Source organism: Pseudomonas sp. NFACC08-1 (assembly GCF_900106735.1).
Lineage (GTDB): Bacteria > Pseudomonadota > Gammaproteobacteria > Pseudomonadales > Pseudomonadaceae > Aquipseudomonas > Aquipseudomonas fluorescens_Q.
The window spans coordinates 100,361-121,709 of sequence record NZ_FNNL01000009.1 but is presented as its reverse complement, the minus strand read 5'-3'; the positions used below and the strand labels follow the sequence as shown (position 1 = coordinate 121,709).

Sequence of the window (21,349 nt, the reverse complement as noted above, 5' to 3'; positions counted from 1 at the left end):
GTCGCCGAAGGTGGCTCCGATCGCCTGATCGAAAACCGCGTCGCTGAAGGCGGTGCCGATCGCTTGCTGGAACGTCGTGTCGCTGAAGGTGGCTCCGATCGTCTGATCGAAAACCGCGTATGAGTTGCTTGACCGCAATGCCTGGAGATATCGCAAATCATGTGCAACACACCCCGTGGCGAGGGAGCTTGCTCCCGCTCGGGCGCGCAGCGGCCGCAACCTTCACGCAGCCGCTGCGCAGTTCACCCGACACACCGCTCCAGAACACTCCCAAACCAAACCCATCACAGTAAAAGCCCGGCCTCATCCGCCGGGCTTTTACATGCCTCAACGCCTGGCTAGCGCCCCGTCGCCCGCGCCATGCATCGCTGATAACGCTCATCCACCCGCTTGGCGAACCATGCCGTGGTCAGCTTGCGCGTGATCTTCGGGCTCTTGAGCACGATCCCCGGCAATACCGCCCGAGGCAACGCCTTGCCCTCGGCCTTGTCAGCCAGTTCGAACACACGTTTGTAGAGCTTGCTGTCCTCGAACGCCAGACTGTCACCCTGTTCCAGTTGATCGCGGATGGTCGGGTTGCGCATTCCCAGCGACTTGCCCAGCGTGCGCACCGCCAGTTCCGTGCTGCCTGGCATGATGGAATCGTGGGCGATCAGATCGCCGTCCAGCGCCAGGGAAATGCCCGATGCCACACTCACCGCATGCTGGAAAGCTGCGTTGCGGCTGGCGTACCACCCGGCATTGAAATCGGCAAAACGATACAACGGCTCGGTGTAGCTCACCGGATAGCCCAGTAAATGCGCGATGCCGAAATACATCCCGCCACGACGACTGAACACTTCGCGACGAATCGAGCCCTCCACCGTATAGGGATAATTGCGCGCATTGGCCTGGGCAAACGCGATGCTGACCTGCATCGGCCCACCCGTGTGCACCGGATTGAAACCGCCAAACAGTGTCTTGCCCAGCGGCACCATGCCGATGAAATCATCGAAAATCCCGCTCAGCTCTTTCTCGCTGCGCGCCGCATTGAGCCGATCGCTGTAGCTTTTGCCGTTGGGCGAACGCACCTGGAGTGCACCACTGACCAACAGCTCCGGAATGTGCACCTTCGCCGCACGGCGGTTGATCTCCTGACGAGCGATCTTGCCCAGCCCCGGCACTGGCGGATCGGATTGGAACGTCGACTCCTGTTCGGTCACCGCCAGGACAGCACAGATGTTCTGCGTCGTAGAGGGAATCTGCTGGGCCGAAAAGGCCACGTAGATGTCAGTCGCCCAGCCTTCGCGATCCGCAGTCTTGGCCGGCAACAACTGCACAATCTGCTTCTTGACCTCAGCGGGCTGACGCTCAGGCTCCTGCGCCTGACGGCTGCCGCAACCGGCCAAGGCCAGCAGCGCAGCAAGGCTGATCATCAATCGGTTGAATTGCATGGTGCTCCATCGGGTTCGTTATTCCGGAGCAACCATACGATCAAAAGTGGATGCGGGCTATGCCCAATGTAGGAGCGAGCTTGCTCGCGATGGCGGTGGCACGGGCACCACTGATGCAAGTCGAGATCAGATCCCGCTCAGCGCCAGGTCCATGGCGAAGTAGGTGAAGATCAGGTCTGCCCCCGCCCGCTTGATTGCGCCAAGGCTCTCGCGTATCACGCGGCCCTCGTCGATGGCGCCAGCCTGGGCGGCGAACTTGATCATCGCGTATTCGCCACTGACCTGATAAGCCGACAGCGGCAGGTTCGAAGCCTGGCGAATGTCGCGGATGATATCGAGGTAAGCACCGGCCGGCTTGACCATCAGTGCATCGGCACCTTCCTGCTCGTCGAGCAAGGATTCGCGCAGCGCTTCGCGGCGGTTCATCGGGTTCATCTGGTAGCTCTTGCGGTCACCTTTCAACGCGCTACCGCCGGCCTCGCGGAACGGGCCATAGAGTGCCGAGGCGAACTTGGTGGAATAGGCCATGATTGCCGTCTGGCTGAAACCGGCTTCATCCAGGGCCCGGCGAATGGCCTGGACCTGCCCGTCCATGGCCGCCGATGGCGCGATCACATCGGCACCGGCGCGGGCCGCCGCCACCGCTTGCTTGCCCAGGTTGACCAGGGTCCGGTCGTTGTCCACTTCATCGCCGTGGAGCACACCGCAGTGACCATGATCGGTGTACTCACAGAAGCAGGTGTCGGACATCACGACCATCTCCGGCACCGCGTCCTTGCAGATCCCGGCCATGCGCGACACCAGGCCGCGCTCGCTCCAGGTATCGCTGCCATCGTTGTCCAGGTGATGGGACACACCAAAGGTCATCACCGATTTGATGCCGGCACGGGCATAGCGCTCGATCTCGCCGGCCAGTTTCGATTCTGGGATGCGCACCACACCGGGCATGCTCTTGATCGGCACAAAATCATCGATTTCTTCTTCGACAAAAATCGGCAGCACCAGGTCGTTCAAGGTGAACTCGGTTTCCTGGAACAGGCTGCGCAGGCTTGCATTGCGACGCAGACGGCGTGGACGTGCTTCGGGGAACTGGCTGGACATGGGACTCCTGGGGCAAATAGGTGCGCGATCACAGGGGGCAAAGCTTATGCCCTGGTCGGCCAGGGCACAAATACCGGCTGGAAAATAGCGTGTTACCAGCCGGGCAATAATCCCCTCACACGGTCAGCGAGCCATTGATGCACGTCACCACCGCGCCGCCAATCCAGACGTCATCGCCCAATTGCTCGACATGAATGCGCCCTGCCCGGCCCATCGTCAGCCCCTGGCTGACCACATAGGATGTCGGCGCCAAGCCCTTGGCCAGCATCCATTGCGCGAGCCCGGCGTTCAGGCTGCCCGTGGCGGGATCCTCCGGCATGCCATCACCGGCGATGAAGCCTCGCACTTCAAAGTGCGCTTCATCGCCATCCATGGCCAGATCCCAAGGTGCAATCACGCCCACGGCCAGATCCAGCAACTGAGGGTAATCGGGGTCGAGCGTCAGGACCTGTTGGCGATCCTTGAGCATCAAGGCCAGCCAGCCGGCACCGTTATCGACCCATTGCGCCTCGACAATCGCCTCGGCTGCGAGCCCCAACCCCTTGCGCACCCGCTCCAGCAGGTCGGCCTCCAGCGGACCGGACTTGAGCAAGGGCGGTGCGAGGAATGCCAAGCCATGATCACTGCGGCGAATCCTGACCAGGCCGATGCCACATTCCTGCACGATCTCCTGCCCTTTGGGCACGCCTCCGGCTTCCAGCCAGGCGTGACAACTGCCCAGGGTCGGATGCCCGGCAAACGGCAATTCGGTCGAGGTGGTGAAAATACGCACCCGGTAATCGGCTTCCGGGTGCTGTGGCGCCAACACGAATGTGGTTTCGCTGAGGTTGGTCCAATTGGCAAAAGCAGCCATGCGCGAGTCACTGAGCCCATCGGCCCCCAGCACCACCGCCAGCGGATTGCCCTTGAGTGGCACGTCGCTGAACACATCCAGTTGCTTGTAATCGAATCGGCGAATCGTCGGCTGACTCATTCCGGAATCTTCAGCCCGCGCGCCACAGCCGGTCGAGCCAGGAAGCGCTCCAGTACCCGCGTCACGTTGGGGAAATCCTGGATACCGACCAAATCACCGGCCTCGTAAAAGCCGATCAAGTTGCGCACCCAGGGGAACGTGGCGATATCAGCGATGGTGTAGCGCTCGCCCATGATCCAGTCGCGCCCTTGCAGACGGCCATCGAGCACCTTGAGCAGGCGTTTGCTTTCCTCGACGTAGCGATCGCGCGGCCGCTTGTCCTCGTAGTCCTTGCCGGCAAGCTTGTTGAAGAACCCCAACTGCCCGAACATCGGCCCGATGCCACCCATCTGGAACATCAGCCACTGGATCGTCTCGTAGCGCGCCGCCGACTCCTGGGCCAGCAACTGCCCGCTCTTGTCCGCCAGATAAATCAGGATCGCCCCCGACTCGAACAACGCCAACGGCTGGTCGCCCGGCCCATGGGGATCGAGAATCGCCGGGATCTTGTTGTTGGGGTTCAGGGAAAGGAACTCGGGCGATAGCTGGTCGTTGCTGGCGAAGTCCACTTTGTGGGGCTCGTACGGCAGGCCGATCTCTTCCAGCATGATCGAGACCTTCACGCCGTTGGGGGTGGGCAGGGAGTAGAGCTGGATCCACTCCGGGAACTGGGCAGGCCATTTCTCGGTGATGGGGAATGGGGTCAAGTCGGGCATGGGGTCGGCTCGGAAATGAAGGAAAGCCCGAGGATAATCCAAGATGTACGGGACGGCATCACTGCCCATCACGGAATTCACATCGGCTTTTCTTAAATCCGCAACATCCTGTCGCTAACATTCGCCCTGCCTCCCCACAGGAGGCCTTACAGTGCACCGGGACCAGCCAGGATCGAACCAAAGGGCTTGAAGAGACTCTGAGCAATGCCCCCGAGGATTCAACGCGGCGTAACGACAGGGAAAACACCCGAGGCCAGCCGCTTCGCGGTGCCAGGGTTTGTCAGCCTGACTCAAGAGTGCTGAAGAATAACTATTCGATGATGAACCCACTGAATTTAGCCAGACATTTCAAACACCGTTCGTGGCTGCTGCTGCCGACGCTGCTTGTGGTCTGTGGCCTGGGGTTGGCGCTGGAATCCAGCATCAGCCGCGCCCAACCAGCCGACGGCGTGCAGACCCTGGTGTTCCTGCGTCATGCCGAAAAACCCGCCGGTGGCCTGGGCCAGCTCAACTGCCAGGGTCTCAACCGCGCCATCGACCTGGCCACCCTGCTGCCGGAAAAATTCGGCAAGGCCGACTACGTGTTCGCGGCCAACCCGACCCGCAATGTCGAAGAGGGCGAGCTGGACAATTCCTATAGCTATATTCGCCCGCTGATGACCATCAGCCCCAGCGCCATCAAGCTCGGGTTGCCGGTGAACATCAATTATTCGGCCAACGACACCAGCGACCTGGCTGAGGAACTGCTGCACGACAAGTACCACAACGCCACCATCTATACCGCCTGGTCCCATGGCTACCTGCCGGAGCTGATCAACAAGGTCGCCGCAGAGGCGGTGGGCAAGAAGCAAACCATTACCGAAGACTGGGCCTCGGGAGACTTCGACTCCCTGTATGTGCTGACCCTCACCTGGCACAACGGCAAGGCCAGCCTCACCAGCCAGAGCCACAAGCAAGGTTTGGACAATGGCAAGCAAGCCTGCCCGACCTGATCAACCGGTATTTCCCGTGGGAGCGGGCTTGCTCGCGAAGACGATGGCAGTCGGCATCACCGCCAACTGATCCACCGCTTTCGCGAGCAAGCCCGCTCCCACAGAGTTGAGGGTGGATGCCGAACCTGTGGTCACCCTCCCCGGGCCGCCCGCTCCCGCAGATATTCCAGCACCGCCGCCTGCTCTCCCGAGAACTCGATCCGCAAGCCCTTCTTTTCCCGCTGGAACACGTACATCGGGTCGTAATACTCACGCAGCAAACCCTCGATCCAACCGCGATGCACGTCGACGGCACCGCTGTGGGCCTGCTCGGCCAGGGCGGTTTCCAGGATGTCCTTCAAGCGCCGGTGACGGTCACCGCCCAGGCGCTTGTGGATGTTGTCCAGGCTTGCCAGCAATCGCTCGGAAAACAGTGCGAAACCTTCGTCGCCATGTACGGCGACAAATTCAGCGCACAGGTCGATGACGTAATCCTGCAGGATCCGTTCGACCCGATGCTCCAGGCTGTCTTCCAGCCAGACCATCGGAACCTGCTGCATGCGCTGGTACAAAGGCAGCGGCAAGGCGCAACTGCCGACCGCACGGCTCTCATCCTCAAGCACGAATTGTTCGATGCCGCTGGCGCGTTTTTTCAGTACGTCCACGGCCAGGCGGTTTTCAAAATCGATGTTGGAAGGCTGGCCGGTGGCGCGTTTGCCGAAGCTGGAACCGCGATGGTTGGCATAACCTTCCAGATCCAGGCTGTTGCTCAGTTGAGCCAGCGCTTCGGTCTTGCCGGTGCCGGTCATGCCGCCCAGCAGCACCAGGTCGCACTGGGCAACCGCCTGTTCGACCGTGTCCAGCAAAAAGCTGCGCATGGCCTTGTAGCCACCGCCGACCCTGGGGTAATCAATGCCCGCTTCGTCCTTGAGCCACTGCTGGACGATCTGCGAACGCAAGCCGCCGCGAAAGCAATACAGCAGACCGTCGGGATGAGTCTTGGCGAACTCGGCCCAGGCCTGGATGCGTTCGGCCTTGATTTCACCGGACACCAACTGATGCCCCAGGACAATGGCCGCCTGCTGCCCCTGCTGTTTGTAGCAGGTGCCGACGCGTTGCCGTTCGCTGTCGGTCATCAACGGCAGATTGACCACGCCGGGGAAGGCGCCCTTGATGAATTCGACCGGGGCGCGTGTGTCCATCATCGGCCGGTCATTGAGGAAGATATCGCGGTAATCGGTGAGGTCATGGCTCATCAAGACACCTCGACCGCGTAACCCTGTCGCTCGACCAGTTCGCCGATAGGTTCCAGAGCCAGCCCGAGTTCAGCGGCAACCTGCAGGAACTCACTTTCGCCTTCCGGGGTGACGGCAATCAGCAGGCCGCCGCTGGTCTGCGGGTCACACAGCACGCGCTTGTGCAGTTCCTGGACCCGACCGACCTTGCTGGCGTAGCTGTCGTAGTTACGCAGCGTACCGCCCGGCACACACCCCTGGTCGAGGTAGTACTCGACACCCGGCAGGCGTGGCACCGCGTCATAGCGGATGCGCGCGGTCAGTTGGCTGCCGTCGGCCATTTCCACCAGGTGACCGAGCAGGCCGAAACCGGTGACGTCGGTCATCGCCGTCACACCGTCGAGCTTGCCGAAGCGGCTGCCAGGTTTGTTGAGGGTACACATCCAGTCACGGGCCAGGCCGACATCGGCGGCGCGCAGCTTGCCTTTCTTTTCCGCCGTGGTGAGGATGCCGATGCCCAGGGGCTTGGTCAGGTACAGGCGGCAACCGGCGGTGGCCGTGTCGTTGCGTTTCATATGGCGCTTTTGCACCAGGCCTGTGACCGCCAGGCCGAAAATCGGCTCAGGCGCGTCGATCGAATGCCCGCCGGCCAGGGGAATACCGGCCTCGTCGCACACGGAGCGACCGCCACGAATCACTTCCCGAGCAATTTCCGGGGCCAATACGTTGACGGGCCAACCGAGAATCGCAATGGCCATCAGCGGGTCACCGCCCATGGCGTAGATGTCGCTGATGGCATTGGTGGCGGCGATGCGACCGAAATCGAAAGGATCATCGACAATCGGCATGAAAAAATCGGTGGTCGAGACCACCCCGCGCTCCTCGTCGATGGCGTACACCGCAGCATCGTCCCGGGACGCATTGCCGACCCACAAATTGGGATCAAGGTTCTGCGCACCGCTGCCGGCCAGGATCACTTCCAGTACCTGGGGCGAAATCTTGCAGCCGCAACCGGCACCGTGGCTGTACTGGGTCAGGCGAATCGGCTCGCTCATGGGCATACCTCTGGTCAGTCAAGATGGCCGATTCTATCAGCAACGCCACCGCCTCAGTGCCGCGTCGATCACATGCCCCTGCAACACGTTGGTGCCCCTTCACCCGACACTGCCGAATTCGGTGCACCGAGCCTGACCAACACGACAGGAAAAAAGCCTGAACCCCATGCATTTCAAGCCAATACAAAAAATTGGTACGACATGTGCAAACGTTTGCGCAATCGATCCTACCCAGCGGATCGATGGTTTTTCTTATCCACGGAACCCGGGCTTCGGCCCGCACGAACAAGGACTTTCCATGCACTGCACTTCCCGGTGTCGCGCTACACCCGGCGTATTGGCAGCCGCCCTGCTACTGACCGCCGTTACCGGACTACTCAGCACCACGACCCAAGCCCAGACCGCCGAGGCGTCCGCCCAGGGCGAAGCCCTCAGCCCCGAGGCCACCCCCTCGAAAAAAGGCGCCTACCTGTCGGACTGGTACAATCAGGACCTGACGCTCATCGGCAGCAAGGACATCAGCTTCGGCCCGCAACCGGTCGACGATGTCTACCTGGAATATGAATACTTCGGACGCAAAGGGCCCTTCGAGCTCTATGGCTACGTCGACATTCCAAAGATTTTCAACATTGGCAACAGTCACGACAAAGGGGTGTGGGACCACGGTTCTCCCGTGTTCATGGAGCACGAACCGCGTATTTCCATCGACTACCTGGCCGGCCGCAGCCTGGCCATCGGGCCGTTCAAGGAATGGTATGTGGCGTTCGACTGGATCTACGATCACGGCAGCAACAGCGCCAATCGCGCGAACACCTTGTACAGCGGGCTGGGCACCGACATCGACACCCACTCGAGGGTCAACCTGTCGGCCAACTTCTATGGCCGTTATCAATGGGAAAACTATGGCGCCAGCAATGAATACTCCTGGGACGGCTACCGCGCCCAGCTCAAATACATCGTGCCGATCAGCCAGTTCAGCAACGGCGCATCCCTGACTTACATTGGTTTCACCAACTTCGACTTCGGTTCGGACCTGCACAAGGACAACCCCGCCCGCACCGCCAACGCGACGGTCGCCACCAACGTTTTGCTGTATTCGTTCACGCACCTGCGCTTTACGCTGGTGGGCCGTTACTTCCACAACGGCGGCAACTGGCAGGACGGCAGTGAGCTTAACTTTGGCGACGGCAACTTCCGCGCCCGCTCCGATGGCTGGGGATACTACGCCGGGGTTGGCTATCAATTCTGAGCAAGCTGTAGAAGCACCACTTCGAATCCATGGAGGTCACGAATACATGATCAATCGCCTGTCTATTTCAATCGGCCTGGCCTGCACGGCTCTGTTCTGCTCGACCGCCGGGGCCGCACCGCCACTTCAACCCAAAGTGATGCTGATCACGATGTTCGCTCCTGAAGCGCAGAACTGGATCGATCGCCTCGAACTCAAGACTGAAATCCGCGTGCCGGGACTTTCCGCCGAATACCCGACGATCCGCTGCAATGCCGAACGGGTCTGCCTGCTGATTACCGGCATGGGCCAGACCAACGCGGCGGCTTCGACCCTGGCCCTGGCGCTCTCCCCGACCGTCGACCTGCGCAAAAGCTATTTCCTGGTGGCCGGGATCGCCGGCATCAACCCGCACCACGGCACGCTTGGCACAACCGCCTGGGCCCATTACCTGGTGGAGTTCGGCACCCAATGGGAGCTGGATTCGCGGGATGTGCCCAAGGACTGGCCTACCGGCTACCTGGGCATCAACACCAAGGGGCCGAACGAAAAACCGCCGCTGGACTACAAGACGGAAGTCTTCGAACTCAACCCGGCCCTGCAAGCCAAAGCCTTTGCCCTCAGCCAGAAGGTAACCTTGGCGGAAAGCAAGGAATCGGCGGCCTGGCGCTTGAAGTATCCGTACGCCCCGGCCAACCAGCCGCCGGTGGTGACCCGCTGCGACACCCTGGCCGGTAACACCTGGTTCTCCGGTACGCGCCTGAGCGAGCGCGCCGAAGTCTGGACGCGCCTGCTCACCGACAACAAAGGCGTCTACTGCACCACCCAACAGGAAGACAACTCCACCTACGAGGCCTTGCTCCGCGCCAGCCGCGAAGGTCGGGTGGACATCAACCGGCTGGCCGTGCTGCGGGCCGGGTCCGATTTCGACCGCCCCGAGCCCGGCGGCAACGAAGTGGACAACCTGCTCAAATACGCCGACCAGGGCGCGTTCGTCCCGGCGTTGGAAAACCTGTTCCGCACCGGCAACCCGCTGGTGCAGGACATTGTGAAGAACTGGTCGGTGTGGAAGGACGGCGTGCCTGGCGTCTGATCTGACGAGTGCCTGTTTGGAATGGCCCCCTGTGGCGAGGGAGCTTGCTCCCGCTGGGTCGCGTAGCGGCCCCGGCTTTTTGCGGCTGCTTCGCAGCCGAGCGGGAGCAAGCTCCCTCGCCACAGGGAAAATGAGAACGGCAGAAGTTGGGGCTAATCTCTACAGATCACCCAATGGAATTTTCCATCCCGGGCGGGATCATTTGAACATCAACCGCGCGTACCCAGGAGACCGCCGATGCCTCTCGCCCGATCCTCCGTCGACAGCACTCACCTTGACTACGGTCTCGACACGCTGCTTGGTCGCAATACCAAAAGCATCAACTGTCAGTACGAGGTCAAGCACCTCGACGACGACAAACCGGTGTGGTTCGTGTTGCACGTTCATCCACCGATGCCGGACGACCTGGACAAGGCCCAGATCGTGACGTTCTACGCCGAGGGCCGGCACCTGAGCGGCATCGTGCGAAGTACGAAGCGCCTGGCCGACGACAGCCTGCAATTGGACGTGGAACCCGACTGAGTGCTTCAGGCCGGGTTCCCACGGTGATCGAGCGGGTCCTTACGTATGTCGCGAAGTGCTCAGTCGAACTTGACCAGGTTCAGCACCGGCAGCGGACCGCCTGGGAACTGGGTCAAGCGTGCGCCGACACTCAGGGGCCCCAGGTCCACACCGAAAAAGCCCAGGCGCTCGATCAACTGCGCGACTTCACCCCGTGCCTGCGCGTCGTCACCGGTCAGGAACAGCACCCGCTTGCCGCCTTCGGACGTCGGGTCTGCCTCCAGCAGGCGCGCCAGCAGATGATTGAAGGCCTTGACCACCCGTGCGCCCGGCACCCACTCGCTGAACACCTCGGTCGAGGCCCGGCCCTGGAGATCCACGGCCTTGAACCCCGGCACTTCGATCGCGTTGTTGGCGTCGATCACGATTCGCCCGGCAAAATCCGGCAAACCGCCCAGCGCCTGGGGCAACTTCGACCAGTTAACCGCCACCAGCACCATCGGCTGGGCGGCGGCTTCCTCCACGGTGCCGGCGCGTACGCTAGGACCGAGATCAGCCACAAGCTCGGCCAGGCTTTGCGGGCCACGGCTGTTGGCAATCACTACGTTGATGTTCTGGCGGGCCAGGGCGCGGGCGAAAGCACTGCCGATGGCGCCGGCGCCAATGATGCCGATGGTATCGATGCTGCTCATGTTTTGTGTCCTCAAGGTTGGATAAGCCTGGCGGTAATGTCCGCCGTTGAGGTGCATGGTGCCCCTGCCATTACATTCTGATTAGCCGGTAATATGGCGAATCATTTTCAAGCATTACTATCAGGTCCATGCCATGGAAAGCCTCGCCAACCTCGAATGCTTTGTCCGCAGCGCCGAAACCGGCAGTTTTTCGGCGGCCGCGCGGTTGCTTGCCCTGACGCCCGCTGCCGTGAGCCGCAACGTGGCGATGCTGGAGCGCAATCTGGGGGTGCGGTTGTTCCAGCGCTCGACCCGCAAGCTGTCTCTGACCGAAACGGGAGAACATTTCCTGGCCAGCATCGGTGGCAACTTGCACGCCCTGCAGGCGGCCATTGGTGCGGTGACCACGGAGCGCGGCGAACCGGCCGGCGTCTTGCGCGTCAGCCTTTCGCCAAGTTTCGGTATCGGCCAGGTACTGCCGTTGATGCCGCAATGGCTGGCTCGCTACCCGCTGATCCGGCCGGACTGGCATTTCGAAAACCGCCCGGTCGACCTGATCGCCGAAGGTTTCGACGCGGCCATCGGAGGCGGCTTCACACTGACGCCCGGGGTAGTATCGCGCACCCTGGCGCCCGCTCACCTGATTGCCGTCGCCAGCCCAGCCTATCTGGGCGAGCGCGCCCTGCCCCGGCAACCCGAAGACCTGGCCGGCCTGGACAACATCGTGCTGCGGGCCAGCCGTACTGGCCGGGTACGCCAGACTGTGTTGCGCAACGCCGCCGGGCGCGAATCCGCCGTGCAACTGAACGAGTCCATGATCTTCAATGACCCCGTTGCCATGCGTGAGGCCGCCTTGCTCGGCCTGGGCGTGGCCCTGCTGGTGGTGCCCGACGCCCTGCCCTGGCTGGAGCGCGACGAACTGGTGCGGCTGTTACCGGATTGGTATGTGGACCTGGGGGTGATTTCGCTCTACTACCCCAGCCGCACGCTGATGCCGGCCAAGACCCGCGCCTTTATCGATTTCATCACCGAGCACTTCGAGCGCGAGTCGTTGGCCCGGCGCTTCAGTGCCGGAGCGGTTTGAGCGCCCGGATGAGGGTGCCAATCAAGCGCGCTCCGCCCCGGCACCGCAATGACCGGCCCATTCGCCACGGACGCTGGAGTCAGGCATGGCGCCCATGGGATGATCGGCCTCCAAGCGCGACCACCGTGGAGAGTTTCAATGTCATTGCTGAGTAAACATGCCGCCGCCCTGCTGCTGGCGGCCATCGCCGCTCTGGTCCTGGCGCCTGCCCAGGCGGCCCCGTCCAAAGCCGCCGGCAATGCAGCGGCGCAGAAGGTTTCGATGCTGGGCGGCAAGTTCGTCTTCACCTTGCCCAAGGGGTTCATCGCAACCCCATTGCCCGCCGGAGAGGCCGCCCAAGGTACCGCTGGCGCGACGGGGACGATGTACAGCAATGCCACCAGCCGGACCGTGGTGATCGCGGCGGAGAACACCATCATTAACGGCGCGAACGTAAAGGACGACGATGGCGCGTTCCTCGACACCACCATGGGAGACTTCGCGGCACAGCGAACCACAGCGCTGCCGGACGCCAAGATCCTGAGCGCAAAAAGCCTGACCCAGAAAGGCACCGGCCTGGGCCTGCGCCAGATCGACACCAGCGCCACCCAGGGCGGCGGGCCAACCCTCGACACCACGTTGCTGGCTGCCTCCGGCACGCGCATGGCGGTGGTGCAAATCATCTCCCGGGCCAGTGACAAGGCCGGTCATGAGGCGTTGGTGAAGCAGATCGCCAGCGGTCAATAAGCGCCCCCAGAACATGTGGGAGCCGAGCTTGCTCGCGATGGCGTCGGTACACCCAACTTTGATGCAAGCTGACCCACCGCTATCGCGAGCAAGCTCAGCTCCCACAGGGATCTATTTCCCACAGGGTTCTATTTTGGTCAGGGATTGAGCCGCTCCAGCCAGGCCCGCAGGTCCTGCACTTCCAGGGCGCTGATGCTGTGGCCCACACCCGGGTAGGCATGGAATTCCGGTTCCAGCGCCAGGGTCTTCAGGAAGCTGTTGGCCTCGGTGCCATCGTGGTAGGGAATGATCGGGTCTGCCGTGCCATGGCCGATGAATACCGCCAGTGTCCGGCGCGGTTCATCGGGGGTCAGTTCCGCCCGCAGCACCGACAGGACCCGCCCGCCCATTGCGGCAATACCGCCAACGGCTTCGGGATGTCGCAGGGCCACTTCGTAGCTCATCATCGCGCCCTGGCTGAACCCGACCAGGTAGACCTTGCTCGGATCGGTCGAGTACTTGGCCCGAGCCTTGTCGATGAAGTCCAGCAGCACCTGGCCGCTGGCCTTCAAGTCCGAGGTGTCACCGTCGTAGGCACCGTCGCCCTGTTTCGCGAACCACTGATAACGGTCCTGTTCCATACTCTTCGGCGCCCGCACCGAGAGGTAGTTGTAATCGCGCGGCAACTCGTCCTTGAGTGCGAACAGGTCCTGTTCGTTGCTGCCGGAACCGTGCAGGAAGATCACCAGCGGTCGGTTCCGAACCTGCTCATCGACTTGGGCCAGGTAGTTGAGCGGCAAGTCCGTGTGCAGCGAGGGTTGGGCCTGCAACCCGGACGAGACCAGCAATAGAAACAGGGCGAGCGCTTTGAACATCGATCTTCCTCCATCGTTCGATAGCCGCACGACAAGAAGCGTGCGGTGAGGTAGACAGCACTTATCAGTCGTTGATCAATTTCCCCGTTCGAATCGGCTCACGCCCGGCGACTTTTGCCTGCCAGATACCCGGCTGGGTGTAGCGCCCGCGGTCCAGGGCAAACAGCACGCCACTGGTGCCGGCCCGCACGATGGTGACCCGATCATTCAATGGATCGACCACTTCGAATAGCGGATCGCCGCGCTCCACCCACTCACCGGCTTCACGCAGAAAGCTCACCACGCCATGGTGCGGCGCGAACAGGTATTGAGTGCCTTCGAACGGAAAGCCTTCACAACATTGCGCCGGCGCGGGCGGCCAATCCCCGCCAATGAAACCTTGCTCAGCCAGGAACCCGAGAATGGCTTCACAATTGGCCTGGGCCTGTTCCACGCGGGTGTCACCCATGCTGCCCAGCTCCAGCGTCGTCGCCAGGTTCGCCGCCGGGATCGCCGCCGCAGGAAAGGCTTTGGCCAGGCGCAACCAGGGTGAGGAGCAGGACTCATCGAACGAACTGCCACCGGAATCTTCACTCAGCAACGCCACCCCGGCCTTCAGGCGTGCGGCCAGGGAGCGCCATTGCGGCCACTGTTGCGGCAAGGCATACAAGTGGATCGCAGCCTCGAAATCGCAATGCAGGTCCAGGGTGATGTCGGCGTCGCAGGCATGGCGCAGCAGCAGGCGATGCAGCGCTTCAAGTTGCGAAGGCGGCGCCGGCAGGTCGTCGAGAACCTGGGCCATGGTCTGGCGGATCAAGGTGATATTGGCGGCCGGGTCGTCACCCAGGCGATCACCGATGCGTTGCGCCACCGGTGCACTGAGCTCCACGAAAGAGCGGTTGAAATTCTTGCCACTGCCCAACTCGAAACGCCCCATGTGAGCGCTTTGCAGATGTTGATCCAGGCCGATGGGATTGGCCGCCGGCACCAGCTCGATCACCCCTTTGAGCAGGCCTTGCGCCTCGAGGTCGTTGAGCCGCTGCTTCAGCTCCCAGGCAGTACGCATGCCCGGCAGTTCGTCGGCGTGCAGACTGGCCTGGATATAAACCTTGCGCGGGCCATGGCCGTAACGAAACACACTGAGCCGGCGCTCAGTGCCCAGGTGGCTCCATGGCAGGGTATGGTCGATGCGTTGCATGAAATCTCCGAATGACTAGGTGTGGAGCTGTCGAGTGCAACGAGGCTGCGATCTTTGCTCAGCCCCTTGAGCCTCAAAAAGATCGCAGCCTTCGGCAGCGCCTACCGATTAATGCCCGTAGACATCAAAGGCGAAGTATTTGTCCTGCACCTTCTTGTACGTACCATTGGCGCGGATTTCGCTGATGGCGGCGTTGAATTTATCGGCCAGGGCCTTATCGCCCTTGCGCACCGCAATGCCGGCGCCACCGCCGAAATATTTCGCGTCTTCATAGGTCGGGCCCACGAAGGCAAAGCCTTTGCCGGCATCGGTCTTCAGGAAACCGTCGTCGAGGTTGACCGAGTCGGCCAGCATGGCGTCGAGGCGACCGGCGACCATGTCCAGGTTGGCTTCCTGCTGGGAGCCGTAGCGCACCAGGTTGATCCCGGCAGGCACCAGCACTTCGGTGGCGAAACGGTCGTGGGTGCTGGCACGCAGCACACCGACTTTCTTGCCCTTGAGCTCGGTCAGCGGGTCCTTGACCTCGGAGCCTTCCTTCATTACGAACCGCGCCGGGGTGTGGTAGTACTTGATGGTGAAATCGACGTTTTTCTTGCGATCGTCGGTGATGGTCATGGACGACAGGATCGCATCGATCTTCTTCACTTTCAGCGCGGGGATCAGGCCATCGAACTCCTGCTCGACCCAGGTGCACTTGACCTTCATCTGCTCGCAGAGGGCGTCGCCGATATCGACATCGAAGCCGGTCAGCTTGCCGTCGGGGGTTTTCATCGAAAAAGGCGGATAACCGGCTTCGATCCCGAGACGGATCGGCTTGGCGTCTTCGGCCACGGCCGACAGGGACAATACGGACAGTGCCAGGGCACCGAACATGGCTAGTTTCTTCATTTTCGCTCCTGAGTGTGCAGGGGTTTTTATTGGCAATTATTGGCAGATTCGTAGGCAGCGTTCGGTCAGCGAGGCACCGAAGTGGGCGGGAGTCTAGAGGGGTGCTCTGGAGGGGAATTGTGTTGAGGCGACAAATAGTTATGAAAATAATCAGGGTTGGCTGGGGAGCATTAGGTTTGGGAAAAACCTGACAGGTTGTAGTTCGGGTGTATATCCGTTTCTTCGGTAACGGCCACTTAGGGTTCCGCCCTGACGGCGGGTCACTTTCGAAAAAGCGTGTACGGACCGGACACATGGTTGACGGGTGTGCGGGGACACGGTTGACACTTTCCAGCGAGCCAATTTCGCCGGAAAGCCATCATGCCGCCGCGTTCCGTTTCTGAAATCAATTGCTCCCCCTGGCCTTCTGAAAATCTCGTAGGAATCTGCTCTCCGTGGCGAGGGAGCTTGCTCCCGCTGGACTGCGAAGCATTCCTCTCTTTCTGTCAGGCCCACCGCATGTCCCGACTTTACGGCGGCTGCGCCACCGAGCGGGAGCAAGCTCCCTCGCCACGGGGTTGGTGGGCGTCCTACAGGTCGATTGTTGCCTCAAAAATCCCCTTCTATAGTTCGGTTCACCTGCTGGCTTTGGTCAGTGGGGAGGGTTTCGCAGCCCTAACAACGGATGAGACTTTGCACCGTCGAATGAAAACTCAGGCAAACTTGCCCGCGTTCGTTTTATGGCGGTTGCGCGTGGGAGATCTTCGGGTCTGCCGGGTTTGGTCTCTTCCTCGGTCTGCGAACCCGCGCGCAACTGCCACCCGTTTGATTCGCAGCAAACAAGGTGGCAATTCATTTTCCTTGATAGAGCCCAACCTTATGACGACAAATCAATCATCTAACCGCTTTACCCCGCTAACCCCAATCGCCACCACCCACCCTATCCTGTTCATCGACCGCACCGCCCCATTGCCCGAACTCCACGCCTGCGTCAGCGAACGCCTGCACGCCACCCTCGACTACCTGACACTCATGGCCTGCACCACACTGCGCGATTCAGCCGACACCGACATCAATACGATCACCAACATCGCCCGGATCATGGTCCAGGATGTGGCGGATGTTTTTGGGGTAATTGAACAGCGCGGGCTTGAAGGACAGTAAAGCGCCTCTGGTAGGAACAAGCCCGCTCCCACAGGAGGAATGCGTTCACCCCAAACCAGGCCGGCTATCAGGCCGCCTCGCGTCGGACGTTGATCTCGGCGCCCCGTTAACCACGATGGCCGAACGTAGGTATTGCGCAGTGGGCACCTCGGCATGGATGCCGAGGTAGCCGCGCTGGACCATGGATGGTCCTTCGCGGCGGGCCCACGGAGCAATGCCTGCGTTCGGGCATGCCGAGCCTAGGCGAGGCACCGAGTGGTGGGGCTAAAGCGTTTTGCTTACTTTTGCGCTTCTCAAAAGTGAGACGCCGTAAGGGCGGAACCCTAAGTGGCCGTTACCGCAGCAACGGATATACACACAAACTATAAAAACCAAATCAGCAATCACAACGGATAGCCTGGTCCGCCACACGCTCCACCAAACCATTCAGACGAAAGCCCTCATCGAGCCACCCCATAACCCCGCCAATCATCTCCTTCACCGGATACCCCAAGGTCGCCAGACGCACCGCCGCCTTGTTCGCGCCATTGCAATGCGGACCAGCGCAATACACCACAAACAGAGTGGTCTTAGGGTAGGCAGCCAAAGCCTCGGCAGTGAGCGTGCGGGTTGGCAGGTTGATCGCCCCGGGCACGTGCCCGCGTTCGTAGGCCAGTGGTCCGCGTACATCCACCAGCACAAAATCGACATCGCCGGCCTGTTGGCTGGCGTAAACGTCGGAACAATCGGTTTCGAATGTCAGGCGACGGCTGAAATGCTGCAGGGCAATATCGGAGGGGGCAGCAGGCACTTCGCGAACCAGGCTGGTCATGGGCGTGTACTCCAGGATAGATAAGGCGTGAAGAGACTTTATCCCCTCGGCGCATACCGCTACAGTGGCGCACAAGACACTCTGTGGGAATTTTCCGCCAAATGCAGTCTCCCCCTGGTCTGGTCGCAATCCTCGCCTACGACGGCCTGTGCACGTTCGAATTCGGTGTCGCCGTCGAGATCTTCGGATTGGAGCGACCGGAATTCGATTTCCCCTGGTACACGCATCGGATCGTCGCGGTCGATGACGGCCCGATGCGTGCCATGGGCGGCTTTCAGGTATTGGCCGATGGCGGCATGGAACTGCTCGAAACCGCCCGGACCATTGTCGTGCCAGGCTGGCGTAACCGCAGCGAGCCACCGTCCCAGGCGTTGCTCGAGGCACTGCACAGGGCCCACGCCCGTGGTGCGCGCCTGCTGTCGATCTGCTCCGGAGCCTTCGTACTCGCTGCCGCCGGGCTGCTCGATGGCCTGGGCGCCACGACTCATTGGCGCTACACCGACGAACTGGCCGCAAGCTTTCCGGCCGTGCGAGTAGACCCGGATGTGCTGTACGTGGATTCAGGACAGGTCATCACCTCGGCGGGCAGCGCCGCCGGTATCGATGCCTGCCTGCACCTGGTGGCACGGGACTATGGCGTCCAGGTCGCCAACGCCGTGGCACGCCGGTTGGTGATGTCGCCGCAACGTACGGGCGGCCAGGCGCAGTTCATTCCCTCACCGGTCAGCCGCACGCCACGCAGTGACCTGTCGAGTGTCATGCAATGGGCCCGCGAACGCCTGCACGAACCCCTCGGGGTGCGCGAACTGGCCAGCCAGGCGGCCATGAGCGAACGCACCTTCCTGCGCCATTTCACCCAGGCCTGCGGCGTGTCGCCCAAGACCTGGCTGCAACATGAACGCCTGGCCAGGGCCCGCGAGTTGCTGGAAAGCAGCGGGGACAACACCGACAACATCGCGCAGCTGTGTGGCTACCGCTCGGTGGAAAGCTTTCGTGTGGCGTTTCGCAACGTCGTGGGGTTGGCGCCGTCGGTGTATCGGGAGCGGTTTGGGCGGGGGTGAAGATGCCGGAGTGCATCTGCAATCCCCGTGGCGAGGGAGCTTGCTCCCGCTCGACTGCGAAGCAGGCGCAAGATTGAAGTCATGACACAGCTTGTGCATTGGGGGTTGCTGCGCGACCCAGCGGGAGCAAGCTCCCTCGCCACGGTTCGGTTTGAGTCGTCAGATCAAGGCTTGCGCAACAGATACGTATCCATGATCCACCCGTTGGCTGCTCGCGCAGCCTTGCGGGTGCGCTCGATGTCATCGGCCACATCCCCCAGGCGACCAGCGATAAGGATTTCATCCGGCGTCCCCACATAGGCTCCCCAATAGATGTGCGTATCGGGATCGCTCACCTGGCGATAAGCGTCCTCGGCATCGAGCATCACCACCACACTCGTCGCGTCGCCTACCTGCCCCGCCGCCAACCGGCGTCCGGTGGTGATTTCCAGCGAACCGCCAATGCTGTTCAACGGCACTTTATGCCGGGCGGCCAGGGCCTGGACGCTGGAGATGCCGGGGATCACCTCGAACTCGAAGGCGCAGCGGCCCGCCTTGAGGATCGCCTGCAGGATGCGCACGGTACTGTCGTACAACGCCGGATCGCCCCACACCAGAAAACCACCCCGTTGACCGTCGGACAGTTCTTCATTGATCAAGCGTTCGAAGGTGGCCTGTTTAGCCCGGTTCAATGCTTCGACGCTGTCCGTGTAGTCCAGGCCGCCGCGTTGGCGTTCCGGGCTGTAGGCTTCGACGAAACGGTAGGTGCGATCAACGATGTAGCGCCGACAGACTTCGCGCCGCAGATCCAACAGTTTGTCCTTGGCCGGCCCCTTGTCCATGAGGAAGACCACGTCCAAGCGGCTCAAGGCTTTCACTGCCTGCATCGTCAGCTGATCCGGATCGCCGGCCCCAACGCCAATGACTGACAACGTCTTCATCGCGGCGACTCCTGGTCAGGTCCCTGGGTGCGTAAACGCCATACGCCGTTGAAACGCAATTCGAGGGTGGACAAGGGTTCAATGTCGATCCGGTTGAATGTAGCGGCCGGGCAGCCCAAGACATTCACCAGGGCGGCGCGGATCACGAAGGGGTGGGTGACGGCCAGCAGATGTCCTGGCCGGGTTTCCAGACTGGCCAGCCAATTCCCGACACGGCGGCACAACTGGGCGACAGATTCACCACCATGGGGAGCCGCCTCGGCATCGTCGAGCCAACTCTGCAGGGCTTGCGGTTCAGCCTGGAGCAAGTCATCGATGGACAACCCGCGCCAGCGTCCCAGATCGCAATCGGCCAGGGCCAGGTCCTGCTCGGGCTCGTCGCCGAACAAGGCAGCGGTCTGGCGCGTGCGCAGTTCCGGCCCGCACAGCAGTTGCCGGACATTTCGGTAGCGGTGCCCGACCTGCGCGCGGCGTGCCAGCCAGTCGGCATCCAGCGGTTCGTCCAGGCCAAAGCGCGCCTGCTTCTGGGCGGCGGTGCGGGCGTGGCAGATCAAGGTCAGACGAGTGGCTTGCACACTGGATTCTCAGACAATCGGGAGAGTCGCATGGACGGGATATTCACGCACTTAGTTGTACAGCACCTTATACGAAATCAAATAAGTGAGACAAAAAGGCGTTATGTCCGACATCGCCAGAAGCATCAACTGACATACCCGGTCTACCCAGCCGAGACCAACTCCTACAAGGGTTTCGCACAATACTGGAGCATTTTAAACGGAACGTAAAAACCACTGGACATGTAGCACCAGCTACATAAATACTGTTTTCAGGAGTTATGAAAGAAATTCAACACCCATCCTGGCAAGGAGCACGGATGCCACCTCTCAGAGACCTGATCACCGATCCCGGCCTGGTTTTGACGCCGTCGGAACGCAAGGTCGTACGTGCCCTGCTCGATCACTACCCACGCAACGGCCTCGGCCCGATGTCACGCCTGGCAGACCATGCCGGCGTCAGCGACCCGACTATCGTGCGACTGGTGAAAAAACTCGGGTTTGGCGGTTACGCCGAATTCCAGGATGCACTGCTCAGTGACATGGACCATCGCCTGCGCTCCCCTCGCACCCTGTTGAAACCGCGGGCCAAATTGCAGCAAGGCGATACCTGGAGCCAGTACCTGGCCGCCAGTCAACGCCACCTCATCGACACCCAGGCCCTGACCCAACCCGAAGACGTGCGCATTCTCGTGCAGTGGTTGCTCGACAGCCGCCATCAGGTACATTGCTTCGGCGGGCGTTTCAGCAGCTTCCTGGCCCACTACCTGCTCAATCATTTGCGTCTGTTGCGCGCCGGCTGTTTTGCCCTGGAAGACAACGCCCAACTGCCTGACCGGCTATTCGACGTGCAGCGCCAGGATGTGGTGCTGATCTTCGATTACCGCCGCTACCAGGCCCAGGCCCTGCGCGTGGCCAGCGCGGCCAAGGAGCGCCACGCCCGGGTCGTGCTGTTCAGCGACGTCTACGCTTCGCCATTGCGCGAGCTGGCCGACCTGATCATCAGCGCCCCGGTGGAGTCGATCTCGGCCTTCGACAGCCTGGTGCCGGCACTGGCCCAGGTCGAGGCGCTGATTGCCTGCCTGACCCTGCAATGCCCCGAGCTGGCCGAACGCCTGGAAGGCATCGATGCCTTGCGCACGGAATTCAACACGCACCTGCTGGAGGAAAAATAA

At 61.6% G+C, this 21,349-nt stretch carries 22 protein-coding genes; 9 read left to right on the top strand and 13 right to left on the bottom strand.

The window, feature by feature from the left end; genetic code table 11:
- Positions 1-338: 338 nt before the first annotated feature.
- The 4 genes from BLU76_RS19425 to BLU76_RS19410 form a co-directional block, all read right to left on the bottom strand.
- A complete protein-coding gene (locus BLU76_RS19425; RefSeq protein WP_092223929.1) occupies positions 339-1,433 on the bottom strand; it encodes a DUF1615 domain-containing protein in 1,095 nt (364 codons plus the stop codon).
- Between the two features lie 126 nt (positions 1,434-1,559).
- Entirely contained in the window at positions 1,560-2,534 is a 975-nt protein-coding gene (gene hemB / locus BLU76_RS19420) for a porphobilinogen synthase (protein ID WP_063322069.1), read from the bottom strand.
- A 115-nt stretch (positions 2,535-2,649) separates the two neighbouring features.
- Positions 2,650-3,492, bottom strand: a complete 843-nt coding sequence (locus BLU76_RS19415) for a PhzF family phenazine biosynthesis protein (RefSeq protein WP_092224037.1) — start codon at positions 3,490-3,492, stop codon at positions 2,650-2,652.
- An 11-nt stretch (positions 3,493-3,503) separates the two neighbouring features.
- Positions 3,504-4,202, bottom strand: coding sequence for a glutathione binding-like protein (locus BLU76_RS19410; protein WP_092145709.1), 699 nt, complete (start codon positions 4,200-4,202; stop codon positions 3,504-3,506).
- 317 nt (positions 4,203-4,519) lie between these two features.
- Between BLU76_RS19410 and BLU76_RS19405 the strand changes: the two genes are divergently transcribed.
- Positions 4,520-5,194: a histidine phosphatase family protein gene (locus tag BLU76_RS19405; RefSeq protein WP_092223927.1), complete on the top strand. Its 675-nt coding sequence runs from the start codon at positions 4,520-4,522 to the stop codon at positions 5,192-5,194.
- 131 nt (positions 5,195-5,325) lie between these two features.
- Here BLU76_RS19405 and mnmH read toward each other — a convergent pair whose 3' ends face one another.
- Both mnmH and selD read right to left on the bottom strand, forming a co-directional pair.
- Positions 5,326-6,429: a tRNA 2-selenouridine(34) synthase MnmH gene (gene mnmH, locus BLU76_RS19400; protein ID WP_092145486.1), complete on the bottom strand. Its 1,104-nt coding sequence runs from the start codon at positions 6,427-6,429 to the stop codon at positions 5,326-5,328.
- A complete protein-coding gene (selD, locus tag BLU76_RS19395; RefSeq protein WP_092223925.1) occupies positions 6,429-7,463 on the bottom strand; it encodes a selenide, water dikinase SelD in 1,035 nt (344 codons plus the stop codon). The genes mnmH and selD overlap by 1 nt, the downstream gene beginning before the upstream one ends.
- A gap of 298 nt (positions 7,464-7,761) precedes the next feature.
- Here selD and BLU76_RS19390 point away from each other — a divergent pair, with 298 nt between their 5' ends.
- The 3 genes from BLU76_RS19390 to BLU76_RS19380 all read left to right on the top strand — a co-directional run bounded on the left by BLU76_RS19390 (position 7,762) and on the right by BLU76_RS19380 (position 10,306).
- Positions 7,762-8,712, top strand: coding sequence for a nucleoside-specific channel-forming protein Tsx (locus BLU76_RS19390; protein ID WP_003200049.1), 951 nt, complete (start codon positions 7,762-7,764; stop codon positions 8,710-8,712).
- A 46-nt stretch (positions 8,713-8,758) separates the two neighbouring features.
- On the top strand, positions 8,759-9,784 hold the full coding sequence (locus tag BLU76_RS19385; RefSeq protein WP_092223924.1) for a purine-nucleoside phosphorylase: 1,026 nt from the start codon (positions 8,759-8,761) through the stop codon (positions 9,782-9,784).
- A 237-nt stretch (positions 9,785-10,021) separates the two neighbouring features.
- Positions 10,022-10,306 (top strand): hypothetical protein, encoded by a 285-nt coding sequence (locus BLU76_RS19380; protein WP_063322077.1) that lies wholly within the window; start codon positions 10,022-10,024, stop codon positions 10,304-10,306.
- Positions 10,307-10,365: 59 nt separating this feature from the next.
- On the opposite strand, the gene BLU76_RS19375 is transcribed toward BLU76_RS19380, so the two are convergent.
- Entirely contained in the window at positions 10,366-10,968 is a 603-nt protein-coding gene (locus BLU76_RS19375; RefSeq protein ID WP_092145707.1) for an NADPH-dependent F420 reductase, read from the bottom strand.
- A gap of 142 nt (positions 10,969-11,110) precedes the next feature.
- On the opposite strand from BLU76_RS19375, the gene BLU76_RS19370 reads away from it, so the two are divergent.
- Both BLU76_RS19370 and BLU76_RS19365 read left to right on the top strand, forming a co-directional pair.
- Positions 11,111-12,040 carry a LysR family transcriptional regulator gene (locus BLU76_RS19370; RefSeq protein ID WP_092223922.1) on the top strand — a complete coding sequence of 310 codons (930 nt, stop codon included), beginning with the start codon at positions 11,111-11,113 and terminating at the stop codon, positions 12,038-12,040.
- 138 nt (positions 12,041-12,178) lie between these two features.
- Complete coding sequence (locus BLU76_RS19365; protein ID WP_092223920.1) at positions 12,179-12,766, top strand: DcrB/PsbP domain-containing protein; 588 nt, start codon at positions 12,179-12,181, stop codon at positions 12,764-12,766.
- A 137-nt stretch (positions 12,767-12,903) separates the two neighbouring features.
- Here BLU76_RS19365 and BLU76_RS19360 read toward each other — a convergent pair whose 3' ends face one another.
- From BLU76_RS19360 to BLU76_RS19350, 3 genes are all read right to left on the bottom strand, one after another.
- Positions 12,904-13,620: an alpha/beta hydrolase gene (locus tag BLU76_RS19360; RefSeq protein ID WP_092145476.1), complete on the bottom strand. Its 717-nt coding sequence runs from the start codon at positions 13,618-13,620 to the stop codon at positions 12,904-12,906.
- A gap of 64 nt (positions 13,621-13,684) precedes the next feature.
- On the bottom strand, positions 13,685-14,797 hold the full coding sequence (locus BLU76_RS19355; protein ID WP_092223918.1) for a succinylglutamate desuccinylase/aspartoacylase family protein: 1,113 nt from the start codon (positions 14,795-14,797) through the stop codon (positions 13,685-13,687).
- Between the two features lie 108 nt (positions 14,798-14,905).
- Positions 14,906-15,685, bottom strand: coding sequence for an ABC transporter substrate-binding protein (locus tag BLU76_RS19350; protein WP_014339257.1), 780 nt, complete (start codon positions 15,683-15,685; stop codon positions 14,906-14,908).
- 858 nt (positions 15,686-16,543) lie between these two features.
- Between BLU76_RS19350 and BLU76_RS19345 the strand changes: the two genes are divergently transcribed.
- On the top strand, positions 16,544-16,828 hold the full coding sequence (locus tag BLU76_RS19345; RefSeq protein ID WP_092223916.1) for a fructose-bisphosphate aldolase: 285 nt from the start codon (positions 16,544-16,546) through the stop codon (positions 16,826-16,828).
- 376 nt (positions 16,829-17,204) lie between these two features.
- Here BLU76_RS19345 and BLU76_RS19340 read toward each other — a convergent pair whose 3' ends face one another.
- Positions 17,205-17,639: a rhodanese-like domain-containing protein gene (locus BLU76_RS19340; protein ID WP_092223914.1), complete on the bottom strand. Its 435-nt coding sequence runs from the start codon at positions 17,637-17,639 to the stop codon at positions 17,205-17,207.
- Between the two features lie 101 nt (positions 17,640-17,740).
- Between BLU76_RS19340 and ftrA the strand changes: the two genes are divergently transcribed.
- Positions 17,741-18,700 (top strand): transcriptional regulator FtrA, encoded by a 960-nt coding sequence (gene ftrA, locus BLU76_RS19335; protein WP_092145468.1) that lies wholly within the window; start codon positions 17,741-17,743, stop codon positions 18,698-18,700.
- A 164-nt stretch (positions 18,701-18,864) separates the two neighbouring features.
- On the opposite strand, the gene cobF is transcribed toward ftrA, so the two are convergent.
- Together cobF and BLU76_RS19325 are read right to left on the bottom strand one after the other, a co-directional pair.
- Positions 18,865-19,620 (bottom strand): precorrin-6A synthase (deacetylating), encoded by a 756-nt coding sequence (gene cobF / locus BLU76_RS19330; RefSeq protein WP_092223912.1) that lies wholly within the window; start codon positions 19,618-19,620, stop codon positions 18,865-18,867.
- A complete protein-coding gene (locus tag BLU76_RS19325) occupies positions 19,617-20,195 on the bottom strand; it encodes a histidine phosphatase family protein (protein WP_092223910.1) in 579 nt (192 codons plus the stop codon). The genes cobF and BLU76_RS19325 overlap by 4 nt, the downstream gene beginning before the upstream one ends.
- 299 nt (positions 20,196-20,494) lie before the next feature.
- Here BLU76_RS19325 and BLU76_RS19320 point away from each other — a divergent pair, with 299 nt between their 5' ends.
- On the top strand, positions 20,495-21,349 hold the full coding sequence (locus BLU76_RS19320) for a MurR/RpiR family transcriptional regulator (RefSeq protein ID WP_057447774.1): 855 nt from the start codon (positions 20,495-20,497) through the stop codon (positions 21,347-21,349).